Annotated in this window: 13 protein-coding genes; 7 read left to right on the forward strand and 6 right to left on the reverse strand. The window is 63.7% G+C overall.

From position 1 onward, the window contains the following. Nucleotides 1-73 precede the first annotated feature (73 nt). On the forward strand, nucleotides 74-1,153 hold the full coding sequence (locus AAGT95_RS20060; protein ID WP_342594927.1) for a lactonase family protein: 1,080 nt from the start codon (nucleotides 74-76) through the stop codon (nucleotides 1,151-1,153). A 313-nt stretch (nucleotides 1,154-1,466) separates the two neighbouring features. Beyond that, a complete protein-coding gene (locus tag AAGT95_RS20065; RefSeq protein ID WP_342594928.1) occupies nucleotides 1,467-3,704 on the forward strand; it encodes an NADP-dependent isocitrate dehydrogenase in 2,238 nt (745 codons plus the stop codon). A gap of 125 nt (nucleotides 3,705-3,829) precedes the next feature. Here AAGT95_RS20065 and AAGT95_RS20070 read toward each other — a convergent pair whose 3' ends face one another. Then, nucleotides 3,830-5,302 carry a carbon starvation protein A gene (locus AAGT95_RS20070; protein ID WP_342594929.1) on the reverse strand — a complete coding sequence of 491 codons (1,473 nt, stop codon included), beginning with the start codon at nucleotides 5,300-5,302 and terminating at the stop codon, nucleotides 3,830-3,832. Nucleotides 5,303-5,523: 221 nt separating this feature from the next. On the opposite strand from AAGT95_RS20070, the gene AAGT95_RS20075 reads away from it, so the two are divergent. The 4 genes from AAGT95_RS20075 to AAGT95_RS20090 all read left to right on the forward strand — a co-directional run bounded on the left by AAGT95_RS20075 (nucleotide 5,524) and on the right by AAGT95_RS20090 (nucleotide 8,587). Then, on the forward strand, nucleotides 5,524-6,276 hold the full coding sequence (locus AAGT95_RS20075) for a murein L,D-transpeptidase catalytic domain family protein (RefSeq protein ID WP_342594930.1): 753 nt from the start codon (nucleotides 5,524-5,526) through the stop codon (nucleotides 6,274-6,276). A 119-nt stretch (nucleotides 6,277-6,395) separates the two neighbouring features. Then, a complete protein-coding gene (locus tag AAGT95_RS20080; protein WP_342594931.1) occupies nucleotides 6,396-7,511 on the forward strand; it encodes a L,D-transpeptidase in 1,116 nt (371 codons plus the stop codon). A 199-nt stretch (nucleotides 7,512-7,710) separates the two neighbouring features. Beyond that, nucleotides 7,711-8,214, forward strand: coding sequence for a universal stress protein (locus AAGT95_RS20085; protein ID WP_342594932.1), 504 nt, complete (start codon nucleotides 7,711-7,713; stop codon nucleotides 8,212-8,214). A 103-nt stretch (nucleotides 8,215-8,317) separates the two neighbouring features. Beyond that, nucleotides 8,318-8,587 (forward strand): DksA/TraR family C4-type zinc finger protein, encoded by a 270-nt coding sequence (locus AAGT95_RS20090; protein ID WP_110598431.1) that lies wholly within the window; start codon nucleotides 8,318-8,320, stop codon nucleotides 8,585-8,587. Nucleotides 8,588-8,603: 16 nt separating this feature from the next. On the opposite strand, the gene AAGT95_RS20095 is transcribed toward AAGT95_RS20090, so the two are convergent. Further along, on the reverse strand, nucleotides 8,604-9,641 hold the full coding sequence (locus AAGT95_RS20095; protein ID WP_110598432.1) for a hypothetical protein: 1,038 nt from the start codon (nucleotides 9,639-9,641) through the stop codon (nucleotides 8,604-8,606). A 205-nt stretch (nucleotides 9,642-9,846) separates the two neighbouring features. Between AAGT95_RS20095 and AAGT95_RS20100 the strand changes: the two genes are divergently transcribed. After that, on the forward strand, nucleotides 9,847-10,788 hold the full coding sequence (locus tag AAGT95_RS20100; RefSeq protein WP_342594933.1) for a LysR family transcriptional regulator: 942 nt from the start codon (nucleotides 9,847-9,849) through the stop codon (nucleotides 10,786-10,788). Nucleotides 10,789-10,838: 50 nt separating this feature from the next. Here the strand turns inward: AAGT95_RS20100 and nspC are convergent, their stop codons facing one another. The 4 genes from nspC to AAGT95_RS20120 form a co-directional block, all read right to left on the reverse strand. Continuing rightward, nucleotides 10,839-12,017 carry a carboxynorspermidine decarboxylase gene (gene nspC, locus AAGT95_RS20105; RefSeq protein WP_110598434.1) on the reverse strand — a complete coding sequence of 393 codons (1,179 nt, stop codon included), beginning with the start codon at nucleotides 12,015-12,017 and terminating at the stop codon, nucleotides 10,839-10,841. Then, nucleotides 12,017-13,216: a saccharopine dehydrogenase family protein gene (locus AAGT95_RS20110; RefSeq protein ID WP_110598435.1), complete on the reverse strand. Its 1,200-nt coding sequence runs from the start codon at nucleotides 13,214-13,216 to the stop codon at nucleotides 12,017-12,019. The genes nspC and AAGT95_RS20110 overlap by 1 nt, the downstream gene beginning before the upstream one ends. A gap of 275 nt (nucleotides 13,217-13,491) precedes the next feature. Beyond that, nucleotides 13,492-13,815: a YnfA family protein gene (locus AAGT95_RS20115; protein WP_342594934.1), complete on the reverse strand. Its 324-nt coding sequence runs from the start codon at nucleotides 13,813-13,815 to the stop codon at nucleotides 13,492-13,494. Nucleotides 13,816-13,986: 171 nt separating this feature from the next. Further along, nucleotides 13,987-14,238: a CsbD family protein gene (locus AAGT95_RS20120; protein ID WP_110598437.1), complete on the reverse strand. Its 252-nt coding sequence runs from the start codon at nucleotides 14,236-14,238 to the stop codon at nucleotides 13,987-13,989. Nucleotides 14,239-14,258 lie beyond the last annotated feature (20 nt).

Raw genomic sequence — 14,258 nt, forward strand, 5'->3', positions numbered from 1 at the left:
CGGGCCGCCGGTCAACACGCGCCGGGACGGCGTCACTGTCGCACGACCTCTTTCAACCGTTCAGGAACGCCTCATGCCCCCCACCGCCCCCGCGCTCGATACCGTCGTCTACGTCGCCAATGCCGGCGATGGAACCATTGGCAGTTACCGGCTGGATCGGAGCGCCGACCAACTGATCCCGCTCGCTACCACGGAGGCAGCCGACAATGTGATGCCGCTGGCCGTCAGTCCCGATCGGCAGTATCTCTACGCAGCGGTCCGCAGTGATCCATTGCGGGTGCTGAGCTATCGCATCGAAGCCAGCAGCGGGGAGTTGACGCCGCTGGGCAGTGGCGCGCTCTACGGCAGCATGGCCTACATCGCCACCGACCGCGCCGGTCGTTACCTGCTGGCCGCCTCCTACGGCGGCGATCTGGTCAGCGTCAGCCCCATCGATGCCAACGGCGTCGCCGGAGATGCCACCCAGACGCTTGGCACCGGCAGCCGCGCGCATGCCATCCAGACGACCCCCGACAATCACCACGTTCTTGCCACCAACCTGGGCGATGACCAGCTGGCCCAGTTCTACTTCGCCGACGGCGCGCTCGCTCCCAACGAGCCGGCCGTCGCCGAAACCGCGACCGGTTCCGGCCCCCGCCATTTCGTCTTTTCGCCGAACGGGCGATTCGTCTACGTACTGGGAGAGTTCGACGCCACGGTAACGACCTTCGCGCTGGATGCCGACAGCGGCACGCTGAGCCGGGTCGGCGTCTGCCAGGGGTTGCCCGAGGGCCACGGCCTCGCGCCGGGCATGCCCCGGGAGGAGATTCCCGACGGGGACGACACCCCTCGTATCTGGGCCGCCGATCTGCACGTCACGCCCGACGGGCGCTATCTCTACCTCTCCGAGCGCACCGGCAGCACCCTGAGCACGCTGCGCGCCAACCCGGATTCCGGCGAGCTCCACTTCGTCGGCACCCGGCCTACCGTGACACAGCCCCGGGGGTTCGGGATCGATCCCGTCGGGCGTTACCTGGTAGCCGCCGGCGAACTGAGCGATCACCTGTCGCTCTATCGCATCGAAGCGGCCAGCGGCAAGCTGAGCCATGTCAACGATGTCGCCACCGGCCGCAAGACGAACTGGGTGGAGATCGTATCGTTCGAACAGCCGTGATCGCCGGTCCGCTACCGGGTCACGTGAATGCGCTGGTCACCCACCGCTGGTATACTCGGTCGCGACCGCGGGTTGTCGACAACTTTCACGCACCGTCGCCGCGACCGATTTCAGTCCGAGTGCCGGACATCCGGGGCGCCAGAAGCCGACGTTCAGGCGGATATCACGTCCAGGACTCGAAAAAGCATCGGGTGACCGACAGAGGACGGCGTCGAGCGCAGACGTTTCGAACCGGAACGGCGCGCCGCGCACTCGAGTTTCCGCACGCACTCGACACTTCGTGTCATTGCCAAAGAGAGGTTAACGAACAGACATGCCCAATACGCCGAAGATCATCTATACCCTGACCGACGAAGCCCCGGCTCTGGCCACCTACTCTCTGCTGCCGATCATCGAGGCCTTCACCGGCACCGCCGGCATCACGGTCGAAACCCGCGACATCTCTCTCGCCGCTCGCGTTCTGGCCCAGTTCCCCGATCTGCTGAGCGACGAGCAGCGCGTCAGCGACGATCTGGCCGAACTCGGACAACTCGCGACGACGCCGGAAGCCAACATCATCAAGCTGCCCAACATCAGCGCTTCGGGGCCGCAGCTCAAGGCGACCATCAAGGAACTGCAGGGCCAGGGCTATCCGCTGCCGGACTATCCGGAAGAGCCCAAGAACGATGACGAAAAGGCGATCAAGGCAGCTTACGACAAGGCCAAGGGTAGCGCGGTCAACCCGGTGCTGCGCGAGGGCAACTCCGATCGTCGCGCGCCCAAGTCGGTCAAGAACTATGCCCGCAAGTACCCGCATCGCATGGGTGAGTGGAGCAGCGACTCCCAGTCTCACGTCGCCCACATGAGCGAAGGCGACTTCTACGGCAGCGAGCAGTCCGCCGTGATCGCCAACGCCGGCAAGCTGAAGATCGAACTGCAGCAGAAAGACGGTACCCATATCACCTTGAAAGAAGGCCTCGCCGTCAAGGAGAGCGAAGTCGTCGACGCCGCGAGCATGAGCAGCCGTCGCCTGCGCAACTTCATCGACAGCGAGATCAAGGATGCCAAGAAGCGCGGCGTGCTGTTCTCGCTGCACCTGAAGGCGACCATGATGAAGGTCTCCGACCCGATCATGTTCGGCATCGTGGTCGAGGAGTTCTACAAGGAGGCGCTGGAGAAGCACGCCGAGGCGCTGAAACTGGCCGGTTTCAACTCCAGCAGCGGTATCGGCGATCTCTACAGCGCGATCGAGAAACTGCCGAGCGAACAGCGGGATGCGATCAAGGCCGACATCGACGCGCTCTACCAGGAGCGCCCGGCACTGGCGATGGTCAACTCCCACAAGGGCATCACCAACCTGCACGTGCCGAGTGACGTGATCATCGACGCCTCCATGCCGGCGATGATCCGCGATTCCGGCAAGATGTGGGGCACCGACGACGCCCTGCACGATGCCAAGGCGGTGATTCCGGATCGCTGCTACGCGACCATCTACCAGACCGTGATCGAGGACTGCAAGCAGCATGGCGCCTTCGACCCGACCACCATGGGAAGCGTGCCCAACGTCGGCCTGATGGCACAGAAGGCCGAGGAGTACGGCTCTCACGACAAGACCTTCCACATCCCGGCCGATGGCACCGTCGTCGTCACCGACGAGAACGGCCAGACGCTGTTCCGCCATGACGTCGAGGCCGGCGACATCTGGCGGATGTGCCAGACCAAGGATGCGCCGATCAAGGATTGGGTCAAGCTGGCCGTCAATCGCGCCCGTGAAAGCGGTTCGCCGGCGATCTTCTGGCTCGACGCCAACCGCGCCCACGACGCCAAACTGATCGAGAAGGTCGAGACCTACCTCAAGGATCACGATACCGACGGCCTGGATATCCGTATCCTCGCGCCGGTGGAAGCGATGAAGGTGTCGCTGGAGCGCATCCGCAAAGGCGAAGACACCATCTCCGTCACCGGTAACGTGTTGCGCGACTATCTGACCGACCTGTTCCCGATCATGGAACTCGGCACCAGCGCCAAGATGCTCTCCATCGTGCCGCTGATGAACGGCGGCGGCCTGTTCGAGACCGGTGCCGGCGGCTCCGCGCCGAAGCACGTCCAGCAGTTCCTGGAGGAGAACCACCTGCGCTGGGATTCACTGGGTGAGTTCCTGGCCCTCGCGGCTTCCCTCGAGCATCTCGGCAGCACCTTCGACAACGCCCGTGCCAGCATCCTGTCGGCGACGCTGGACAAGGCCAACGGCGAGTTTCTCGACAGCGACAAGTCGCCCAAGCGCAAGGTCGGCGAGCTCGACAACCGTGGCAGCCACTTCTATCTGGCGCTCTACTGGGCAAAAGAGCTGGCCGCCCAGACCGAAGATGGCGAGCTGAAATCACTGTTCGAGGAGATCGCCAAGACGCTCAGCGACAACGAGAAGGCGATCGTCGACGAGCTGAACGCCGTCCAGGGCAAGCCGGTGGACATCAAGGGCTACTTCCACCCCGATGGCAAGCTGGTGAGCGAAGCGATGCGGCCCAGCAAGACGCTGAACGCGGCATTGAGCAAGCTCTACCAGGCTTCCTGATCGGCGCACCGGCTCGAAGGTATCGAGCCGGTTTCACCGCCGTCGCATCACCCAAAGAAACGGGCCCGTGCCATTGGCACGGGCCCGTTTGCTTTGCAGGTCTACCACGAGCGAAACGTTGGCACTCAGCTCGTCGCCAGCGCTTCTCCCCTCTTGCCGTTCAGGTGGGCCGGCACTTCCGGCTCGTCGACGGCAAACAGGCCGCCGCTCAGGCGACGTACCCGTTTCATGAACAACGCGATGCAGATCAGCGTACCGATCGCCGCCACCACGTAGCTCATCTGCAGCGAGAGACCGAAGCCGATCGGCGCGTAGGCGAGATAGGTGAAGGTCGCCATGGTCATGAACGTCGCCGGGATCGAGGTGATCAGGTGCGGCTTGCGTGCCAGCACCAGATACATGGTCGCGACCCACAGCGCGATGACGGCCGTGGTCTGGTTGGCCCAGGAGAAGTAGCGCCACAGCAGCGTGAAGTCCATATGGGTCAGCGCGTAGGAGACCACGAACAGCGGCGCGGCGATCAGCAGGCGCTTGACGATGGGGCGCTGGTCGACCTTCAGGTAGTCGGCGATGATCATGCGCGCGCTGCGGAAAGCCGTGTCGCCGGAGGTGATCGGCAACACGATCACGCCGAGAATGGCCAGCGTACCGCCGATGGCGCCCAGCATGGTGGTGGAGACTTCGCTGACCACGGCGGCCGGGCCGCCGGCTGCCAGGACGTCGGATAGCGTGTGATCGCCGTGGAACAGGCTCATCGCCGCCGCCGCCCAGATCATCGCGATGACGCCTTCGGTGATCATCATGCCGTAGAAGATCTTGCGACCGTTGCTCTCGTTCTCCGTGGTGCGGGAGATGATCGGCGTCTGGGTCGCATGAAAACCGGACAGCGCGCCGCAGGAGATGGTCAGGAACAGCAGCGGGAAGATCGGTGCACCCTGGGGATGCATGTTCTGGAACGAGAGCTCGGGAATCGGCGCGCCGGTGAAGATCATGCCCAGGCCGATACCCAACGCGCTGAACAGCAGCAGCGCGCCGAAATAAGGGTAGATGCGACCGATCACCTTATCGATCGGCAGCAGCGTCGCCAGCAGATAATAGGCGAAGATCACCAGCGTGATCAGCGTGATCGACAACGGCGTCATGTTGGCGAGCAGCGCCGCCGGCGAGGTCACGAAGACGGTACCCACCAGCAGCAGCAGCAGGATGGCGAAGCCGTTGACGACGTGCTTCATCACCCTGCCCAGGAACTTGCCCGCCAGCTGCGGCAGGTGAGCGCCATGATTGCGGATCGAGATCATGCCGGTGAGATAGTCGTGCACCGCGCCGGCGAAGATACAGCCGACGACGATCCAAACGAACGCCACCGGACCGTAGAGCGCGCCGAGAATCGGTCCGAAGATGGGTCCGACCCCCGCGATATTGAGCAGTTGAATCAGCGAATTCCGCGTGGTGTTCATCGGCACGTAGTCGATGTTGTCACGCATGGTGAACGCCGGCGTGCGTCGCTTGCGATCGGTGACGAACACCCGCTCCACGAATTTTCCATACGTGAAGTAGCCCACTATCAACAGTAGGATCGATCCAATGAATGTAATCATCTAGGGCCCCTGGTGCTGGAAAGACGCCTTGTGGGCATCCGGCAGGTACGACACGGACCCGCAGGATCCGCAATTCGATAGAGCGCGCCAATTTACGAATAAGGCCCGCACATTACATCTAGACTTTAGTGGTGGTGGCGGCGCTTGTCTCGATGGGACTTCTCAAGCATGCTGGCGCCTTTCCAGCCACCTCGCCCACACCGTCAATGTTCAAGACTCTCGTGGCACTCCTCCTCATCGCCTCGCCGAGCCTGCTGGCAGCGATCTCCCCCGCGATGGCGGCAACGTCATCGACCGCTCCCGACCTGCTGGCACGCGCCGACGTGAGATATCAGCCGACGGCGGCCTCACTCGATCGACTGGCCCCGGACGCCGATCCCGACGTCCTCGCCCTCGGCCTGGGGATCATGCAATGCGCGCAGCAGCACGGCGTGGGAGAGAACGCCCGGCGCCTGGCAATCATCGACTACAGCCGCTCTTCACTGACGCCACGTCTCTGGGTCTTCGATCTGGCCCGCAACACGCTCCTCTATCGAGAGGTGGTGGCGCATGGCCAGGGCTCGGGCGGAGACATCCCGGACCACTTCTCCAACCAAGAAGGCTCTCACGCCTCCAGCCTGGGCCTGTTTCTGACCGGCCAGACCTATGAAGGCAAAAACGGCTACTCCCTGCGCATGGAGGGCCTGGAACCCGGCTTCAACGATGCGGCGATGAGCCGCGCGATCGTCATCCATGGCGCTGACTACGTGGACCCGGCAGCCGGCGAGGCGCAGGGCCGGCTGGGTCGCAGTTGGGGGTGCCCCGCCCTGCGCCCCGGCATCGCCGATGGCGTGATCGACGTGCTGAAGGAGGGTCAGTTCGTGTTCTCCTACTATCCCGAGCGCGAGTGGCTGATGCGTTCCGCGCTGGCCCGGTGCGGGCAGGCCCGGGTCGCGCAAAACGTTCACGAGCATCGCTGGCTCGGCGTGCGCTGAACGATCTCCACGGGACGCCGGTTTCCGGACCTTGCCAGGTTCCCCCGCAGAGGCGACATTGATAGGGTGCCGGGCGTCGATGACGAGAAGAGAACCGGCAGTCGTCAGGGAGTTCCCCAATGCTGCGGCTGGGATTCACGCTACTGTTGAGCCTTGCCATGCTGGCCTCGCCGGCCAGTTTTGCCGTGCCTTTCTGGGGCGACAAGCAATCGAGCCCTATTGATTCCCCGCTCGACCGACTGCCTCCCGGCGCCTGGATCTGGGGTGGCGATGACGAGCGGGCCGGGCCGATGGCCGTTGTCGTCAGCCTGGCCGAGCAGCGGGCCTACGTCTATCGCAACGGCATCCTGATCGGCGTGAGCACGATCAGCAGCGGTCGCCCCGGCTATGAGACGCCTACGGGTGTCTTCACCGTGCTGCAGAAGGACAAGGATCACCGCTCCAATCTCTATGGCAACGCACCGATGCCCTACCAGCAGCGATTGACCTGGGACGGCGTGGCACTGCATGCCGGCGGCTTGCCGGGCTACCCGGAGTCCCACGGCTGCGTCCACCTGCCCACCGAGTTCGCCCGCCTGCTGTTCGACGCCTCGAACCTCGGGATGACCGTGGTCGTGGCCCAGGAAGGTCAGGCGCCGGTTTCCCTCGTTCACCCCGGCCCATTGAGTCCGATCGATGCGCATACCGGCGCCGATGCCGGCATGCCCCAACTGGCCAGTGGCAGTAGCTGGCGCTGGGCCATGGATCCCCCCGCCGCGGGGCCGGTTTCGATGGTGCTGAGCCGCAGTGACCGCATGATCGTGGTCTATCGCAACGGCGTCGAGGTCGGCCGCTCCCGTGTCGAGCTAGCTCGTTCGGATACCGTGACCGGGACCCGCGCCTATATCGTCGAAGGGCATTTCCATCCCCCGACCTCGCAACAGAGCGCTCACACGAGCCCCGGAAGAGACAACCGGGCACTGCCGATGCCCACCTGGATCGCGATCGGCGTACCGGGTTACGAGAGTACGGCCGGCCAGCGGGTACCGGCCGATCTGGTCAATCAGGTCGTCGTGCCGGACGGTTTCAAGCAGAAGGTGTTGCCCCTGCTCGCCCCCGGCACCGTGCTGGTCGCCACCGACGCGCACCTGGCTCCGGAGACCAGCGGTGGACGCCTGCGCGTGATCGACAGCGTCGGCCCCCACGACTGGCTGGATGACGTCGCGACCGAGCCTCGTGTCGGCGCCGACCAATGAAGTCGCCACCGACGGCCACGGGGTGCGGGTAGGACGAGGCATGCGACATTCAGCCACTATGATCCACCCCGGAACTGGCCTATGTTGAGGGTCGACGAGCGATTCGACGAGTCGTGACACGTCAACGGCCGCAGGCGACCGGAGACGGTGCGGCCCCTGGAGCGCTTCCGCTGGTTCCCTTCACCTTTGGGAGGTTGCCATGTTCAAGTCTCTGCTGGTCCCCATCGATGGTTCCGAGGACTCCCATGTCGCGCTCAATGTCGCCTGCCAACTGGCAGCACCGGTTCAGGGCAAGCTGTATCTCCTGAATGTCCGCGACCCCTATCCCCAGCTGCACCGCGGCGAGTTGCTGAGCGTCGAAGCGGCGATCAAGGCGGCTTCGGTGGACACCGCGCTCCGCGAAGGTCACGCCATCCTGGACGTGGCGCTGGATACGCTCCCCTCTTTTCCCGGTTACAACGGCGAATTCGACACACTGGTCAAGCAGGGCTCGCCGGCCCGCACGATCGTTGCCGAAGCCGAGCGACTGGACGTGGACGCGATCGTGATGGGCAGCCGAGGCGTCGGCCAGTTCAAGGGTCTGATGATCGGTAGCGTCTCCCACAAGGTGACCCACGTTGCCAAGTGTCGGGTGATCTGCGTACATGAGACCCCGCACCGGCACGCGACACAGGCGCCCCACGAATTCGTCGACTTCGACTGACCCTCGGCCTGGGCCGTCAATTCACACGCAGGACTTGCGAGACACCAGGGTCACCACCATGCTGTGAGATCATCACGGGAGAGGTTCCCGAAGGAGAGAGCGCATGGCCAGCGGCTGGGCAAAAGACGGTGCGGTTCAGGAGCAGATCGACAGCACCGTGGAAGACGGTATCCAGGAAGCGCGACTGCGGCTGCAGCGAGCCGGGCCCAGCCTGGCGGTGTGCGAGGAGTGCGAGGCGCCGATCCCGGAAGCGCGCCGCCAGGCCGTGCCCGGCGTTCGGTTGTGTATCGCTTGCCAGGCCGAAGCGGATCGCCACCAGACGCATCGTGCCGGCTACAATCGCCGTGGCAGCAAGGACAGTCAACTGCGCTGAGCGGCTGGTCGAGCCGTCAGGCCGGCGATCTCGCCCCCTCCGGCATCGACTGCAGCAGTTCGAGCAGGTCTCGGATCACACGCCTCTGCAGTTGCTCGGCCCGGTCCCGGGATAGGCGCCCCCGCACGGCTGGATCCGACTCCCCTGCATCACGGTCACCAAAGACGGCCTCGAACGGCACGTGCGGGAAGAACTGCTGCTGAAGCCGAGCATTCTCCTCGCGGTGATGCGCCATGATGCGTCGAGCCATCTCCGGGTCCATGAAATCCCTCTCACGCTGGAACAGCTCGTTGCCGGCGCCCAGCGTCCTGATCAGCCGTTGCTTCAGCCTGTCATCATGGATATCGCGGAAGAGCCCTTGATAGCCGGCGAGAATCTCGCAGAAAAAGGGATTCAGACTGAGATTGCTTCGATCCTGGTTGAAAGAGAGCGTCGACGGGTCCTCCACCAAATGGGCGAAGAAGTCCGTCAGCAGCTCTCCTCCTCGTAGCGCCTCCGCCTGCAGCGGTCTCACCGTCACATGAGCGGCCCCATAGAGCCTGCCGAAAGCCTGCCCGACCGCCAGGTAGTGTGGGTTGGCCCGGCGCAACGCCTCCTGGCTATATTCCGCGAATGACTTGCCCTCCTTGAACCCCCACTGCTGCCAGGCGGAGAGCAGATAGTCATCCTGCCGGCGAATGTAATAGATCACCTGGACGTCGTCGAAGTATTCGGCGAGCACCCGATGAATGCCCTCCCCGATCGGCCCCATCAGATGGTTGATGAGGTTCTCCGCGGAGATCACGAAGGTCGCGTCCCGCCACAGTGGCGACTCCTGCCAGGACGCCAGGCGCGAGCGCAGAGACGTCGTGTCTCCACCATTCTCCATGACCTGTCGAAAGAACTCGCGTGGGGTTTCGCCATGGGGATCGAACCCGGCATCGCCGGGCAGGCGAAGGTGCGGATCGGGCACGACGACCCGATTGTCGGCCAGTCCCGGGCGATTGCGGATGATCGCCCGCTGAATGCTGGTCGAACCGCACTTCGCATGACCGGGGTGAAGTAGTAATCTCATGGCATCCCCTCGCATGTAGCAAGCCGTAACGGCCCAGATTTAGGCCATTACAAACGCCAGGGCAACCGGTGGCGGGTGCCCGGAGGGCAAAATCCCAAAATAGGCTTGGATGCGTCGTCGAATCGACTTAGTGACGTCCCGCCCGCCACGGGAGTACACACTCAGCGCCTCACTGTCATGCGTCGCACCGAAGGAACCGATCCCAATGCATTTCGATCTGGCGGACCTGCGTATCTTCGTCCACGTGGCGGAAGCTAGGAGCCTGACGGCCGGCGCACAGCGCGCGCATCTGTCGACGGCGGCGGTCAGCGGTCGGGTCAAGTCGCTGGAGGCACAACTGGAAAGTCGTCTGTTCTACCGGAGCAGCCAGGGTGTCGAGCTGACCCCGGCCGGGGAGCGGCTGCTGCAGCACGCCCATCTCATCCTGCGCCAGGTCGAGCGTGTGAAGAGCGAGTTCTCCGGCTATGCCAGCGACGCTGCCGGACATCTGCGGATCTTCGCCAACACCACCGCAGTGATCGAATTCATGCCCGAGGTGCTGGCCGATTTTCTCGCCGCACGCCCCGGCATCACCGTGGACCTCCAAGAACGAATGACCAGCGATATCGTCCGCGGTGTGCTCGACGGCACCGCCGACATGGGCATTCTGGGCATCATGGTGGGCGTCGAGGTGCCCTCGCGACTGAAGACGCTGCCTTTCAGCCAGGACAGGCTGGTGCTGGCGACACCACTCGATCACCCCCTGGCCGAGCGCGAGGAGGTCACCTACGAGGATGCGCTGGATTACCCGCATGTCACGCTGCACGAGGGCAGCACGCTGTTTCATTATCTGGAGATGAAGGCGCTGGAGCTGGGCAAGCCACTGCCGGTCAGAATCCAGGTATTCGGTTTCGAATCGGCGTGCCGCATGATCGAGGCCGGCGTCGGGGTGGGTATCATTCCAGAGTCCTGCGCGCTTCGTTATCGAGGCCACATGCGCTTGAGCGTGCGTCACCTGAGCGACGCCTGGGCATACCGTGAACGCAGCATCCTGATTCGCGACGACCATGCCCTGCCCGGGTTTGGACAGGAGCTGCTGGATATCATCACCCAATACCAGTCAGCGCCACCTTTCTCGCCGGCGCAGCGCACACCCAGCCGACCATGAAAAATGCCCCGCGGCGCGGGGCATTGTCATCAGGGCCGACATCTGGCCCATCAACTCAAGCGCTGCATGTAGTCCACGTAGCCGAAGGTCCTGACGGTTCGCACCTCGCGGCTTGTCTCGTCGATCCGGCAGATCGCCGGCAGCCGAATGCCGTTGAAGGTGGTGGTCTTGACCATGGTGTAGTGTGCCATGTCGGTGAACACCAGCCGGTCGCCGATCTCGAGCGGCCGGTCGAAGGCGTAATCACCGATCACGTCGCCGGCCAGGCAGGTCGTTCCGCCGAGGCGGTAAGTATGGGCTTTCTCGCCGGGCTTGGCGCCGCCGATGATCTCGGGACGGTAGGGCATCTCCAGCACGTCCGGCATGTGCGCCGTCGCCGAGGTGTCCAGGATCGCGATGGGACCATCGTTGTCGACGATATCCAGCACGCTGCAGACGAGATAGCCGGTGTTCAGCGCGATCGCTTCGCCCGGCTCGAGATAGACCTCGAGATGGGGATGACGCGCCTTGAAGTCACGGATCACCCGCACCAGGCGTTCGACATCGTAATCGGCACGAGTGATGTGATGTCCGCCGCCGAAGTTGACCCAGCGCAGGCCGGCCAGATACTGCCCGAATCTGGCCTCGAACGCCGCCAGCGTCGCTTCCAGCGCATCGCTGTTCTGCTCGCAGAGCGCGTGGAAATGCAGGCCTTCCAGCCCCTCGACGTCTGCCGGCGACAGATCGACCGCCCGGGTGCCAAGGCGCGAACCCGGCGCGCAGGGATCATAGAGCGCCACTTCACCGGTGGAGTGTTCGGGATTGACCCGCAGCCCGCAGGAGACGCGGCGCGGCGCGGCCCTGACCGTCTCGCGGAAATGCCGCCACTGGCTCGGCGAATTGAAACTCAGGTGATCGGCGTAACGCAGGACCACCTCCATCTCCGGCGCGGTGAACGCCGGAGAATAGACATGGACTTCACCACCGAACGTCTCGGCGCCCAGGCGCGCCTCGTCCTGCCCACTGGCGGTCGTCCCCACCAGGTACTGACTCACCAGCGGGAAGGTGTTCCACATGGCGAAGCCTTTCAGCGCCAGCAGAATCCTGGCACCGCTCTCGGCCTGCACCCGCCCCAGCAGCTCCAGATTGCGCCGCAACAGCGCGTCATCCACCACGTACGCCGGCGACGGGCAGGCGCCGACATCGAACGGCGCCGCGTCGAGCGAGTGGCCGGTGTCGTGCGTCGCCATCAGGCCAGTGGATCCTGGTCAGGATCGAGCTCGACCATCTGCCACGGCAACCCCATCTCACCGATGCGCGCCATGAACGGGTCGGGATCGAGCTGCTCGACGTTGAACACCCCCTCGCCCTTCCAGATGCCTTCCAGCATCAGCATCGCACCGGTCACCGCCGGCACGCCGGTGGTGTAGGAGATCGCCTGGGACTGGACTTCGGCGTAGCACTTCTCGTGATCGCAGATGTTGTAGATGTACACCTTGCGACGCTTGCCATCCTTGATGCCGTCGAGAATGACGCCGATGTTGGTCTTGCCCTTGGTGCGCGGGCCGAGGGATGCCGGGTCCGGCAGTACCTGCTTCAGGAACTGCAGCGGGGAGATCTCGACTCCCTCGACCTGGATCGGCTCGATACGGGTCATGCCGACGTTCTCGAGCACCTTGAGGTGCGTGATGTACTTCTCCGAGAAGGTCATCCAGAAGCGAATGCGCTCCAGGCCCTTGATGTTCTGGGACAACGATTCCAGCTCTTCGTGATAGAGCAGATACATCTCCTTCTCGCCGATGCCGTCGAAGTCGAACTTGCGCTTCTCGGCCAGCGGCGGCGTCTCGACCCACTCGCCCTTCTCCCAGTAACGGCCGTTCGCGGTGATCTCGCGAATGTTGATTTCCGGGTTGAAGTTGGTGGCGAACGGGTAGCCGTGATCGCCGCCGTTGGCATCCAGGATATCGATCCGGTGGATCTCGTCGAACAGGTTCTTCTGGCCGTAGGCGCAATAGATATTGGTCATGCCCGGGTCGAAGCCACAGCCCAGCGTGGCCATTGCACCCGCCTTGGCATAACGATCCTGGAACGCCCACTGCTCCTTGTATTCGAACTTGGCCTCGTCCGGATGCTCGTAGTTGGCGGTGTCCAGATAGGGCACGCCGGTCTGGAGGCAGGCTTCCATGATGGTGAGATCCTGATAAGGCAGTGCCACGTGAATCAGGATATCCGGCTTGAACGACTCGATCAGCGCGACCAGCGCTTCGACGCTGTCAGCGTCGACCTGAGCGGTCTGGATCGAACGCGGCAGTTGCTCGGCGATGGCCTTGCACTTGGCTTCGTTGCGGCTGGCGAGACAGATCTCGCTGAATACTTCGGGATGCTGTGCGCACTTGTGGGTGACTACGCCACCGACGCCACCGGCACCAACAATCAGGACTTTGCTCATGAATTCGCTTCCAGATCGGGAAAAGTCAACAGTGATAAGGTCTTATCGGTAGTGGGCAACTAACGTCTCATAAGATTCAGCGCACCCCGACCCGATGCCACCCCGGTCTTGGTCTCTCGTACCGTCCCTGGGAACCGGCGAGAGGTCGCAGATGATGACCTCGTCAGAGACTGGCCTCAAGACTTTTTCGCGTCAAATCCCGGTCGATGTTAGGAGGGATTCGTTACCATCAGACGAAACAGCGCGCTCCGCCATCCCGCCCTCGTGTGACACCCTCAACCGCGAGGCCCGAACAGTATGACGCCGGCGCCGACCAGGCAGATCGCCGCCCCCGTCACATCCCAGCGGTCGGGCAGGCGGTGCTCGACGAGCCATAACCACAATACCGAGGTGACGATGTAGACACCGCCGTAAGCGGCGTAGGCACGTCCGGCATAATCACTGTCCACCAGCGTCAGCAGCCACGCGAACAGCCCCAGGCTGATGGCCCCCGGGGCCAACCACAATGCGGAACTGCCCGATCGCCACCACGCCCAGAACGCGAAACAACCCGCGATTTCCGCCAACGCCGCAGCGAGATAGATGAGAGGAGTCGACAAAACGATAGCCCATGAATGAATGCCGAACAGACTGTCGCGTCTCGCGGGACATGCCGCAAGCCAGGCGGGCCTGATGATCGTGGCCGACGTCAGCGGTCGTTACCGGCAGACACGACGACCCCGGCCTGCTGCCGGGGTCGAGATGCGTTCTTCGGCACGTTCAGGAAGTCATCAACGTCGGCCGAGCAGAATCCCCAGGAACACACCGACACCACCGGCGATCGCCAAGGCGCTGATCGGGTTCTTCACCGTCGCTTCACGCACGTCATCGAGCTTCTCGCCATAGTTGGCCTGCAATTTGCCGGCGGCCTGCCTGGCCTTGCCCTCGCGGCGGAGATTGTCATCTTCGGTCAAGCCACCGACCGTTTCCTGAGCATGACCCTTGAGCTCCTCGGTGCGTCCTTTCACTTGATCTTCGTACATCTCGATCTCCTTGATTGCCG

The sequence above is a fragment of the Salinicola lusitanus genome (assembly GCF_038648475.1).
GTDB lineage: Bacteria > Pseudomonadota > Gammaproteobacteria > Pseudomonadales > Halomonadaceae > Salinicola > Salinicola lusitanus.

What these genes read in the sequence shown, in the direction of transcription:
- AAGT95_RS20070 (WP_342594929.1), bottom strand. Translation starts at nt 5,302, where the DNA reads ATGATTACATTCATTGGATCGATCCTACTGTTGATAGTGGGCTACTTC.
- AAGT95_RS20120 (WP_110598437.1), bottom strand. Translation starts at nt 14,238, where the DNA reads ATGTACGAAGATCAAGTGAAAGGACGCACCGAGGAGCTCAAGGGTCAT.
- AAGT95_RS20085 (WP_342594932.1), top strand. Translation starts at nt 7,711, where the DNA reads ATGTTCAAGTCTCTGCTGGTCCCCATCGATGGTTCCGAGGACTCCCAT.
- AAGT95_RS20095 (WP_110598432.1), bottom strand. Translation starts at nt 9,641, where the DNA reads ATGAGATTACTACTTCACCCCGGTCATGCGAAGTGCGGTTCGACCAGC.
- AAGT95_RS20090 (WP_110598431.1), top strand. Translation starts at nt 8,318, where the DNA reads ATGGCCAGCGGCTGGGCAAAAGACGGTGCGGTTCAGGAGCAGATCGAC.
- AAGT95_RS20065 (WP_342594928.1), top strand. Translation starts at nt 1,467, where the DNA reads ATGCCCAATACGCCGAAGATCATCTATACCCTGACCGACGAAGCCCCG.
- AAGT95_RS20110 (WP_110598435.1), bottom strand. Translation starts at nt 13,216, where the DNA reads ATGAGCAAAGTCCTGATTGTTGGTGCCGGTGGCGTCGGTGGCGTAGTC.
- AAGT95_RS20080 (WP_342594931.1), top strand. Translation starts at nt 6,396, where the DNA reads ATGCTGCGGCTGGGATTCACGCTACTGTTGAGCCTTGCCATGCTGGCC.
- nspC (WP_110598434.1), bottom strand. Translation starts at nt 12,017, where the DNA reads ATGGCGACGCACGACACCGGCCACTCGCTCGACGCGGCGCCGTTCGAT.
- AAGT95_RS20060 (WP_342594927.1), top strand. Translation starts at nt 74, where the DNA reads ATGCCCCCCACCGCCCCCGCGCTCGATACCGTCGTCTACGTCGCCAAT.
- AAGT95_RS20100 (WP_342594933.1), top strand. Translation starts at nt 9,847, where the DNA reads ATGCATTTCGATCTGGCGGACCTGCGTATCTTCGTCCACGTGGCGGAA.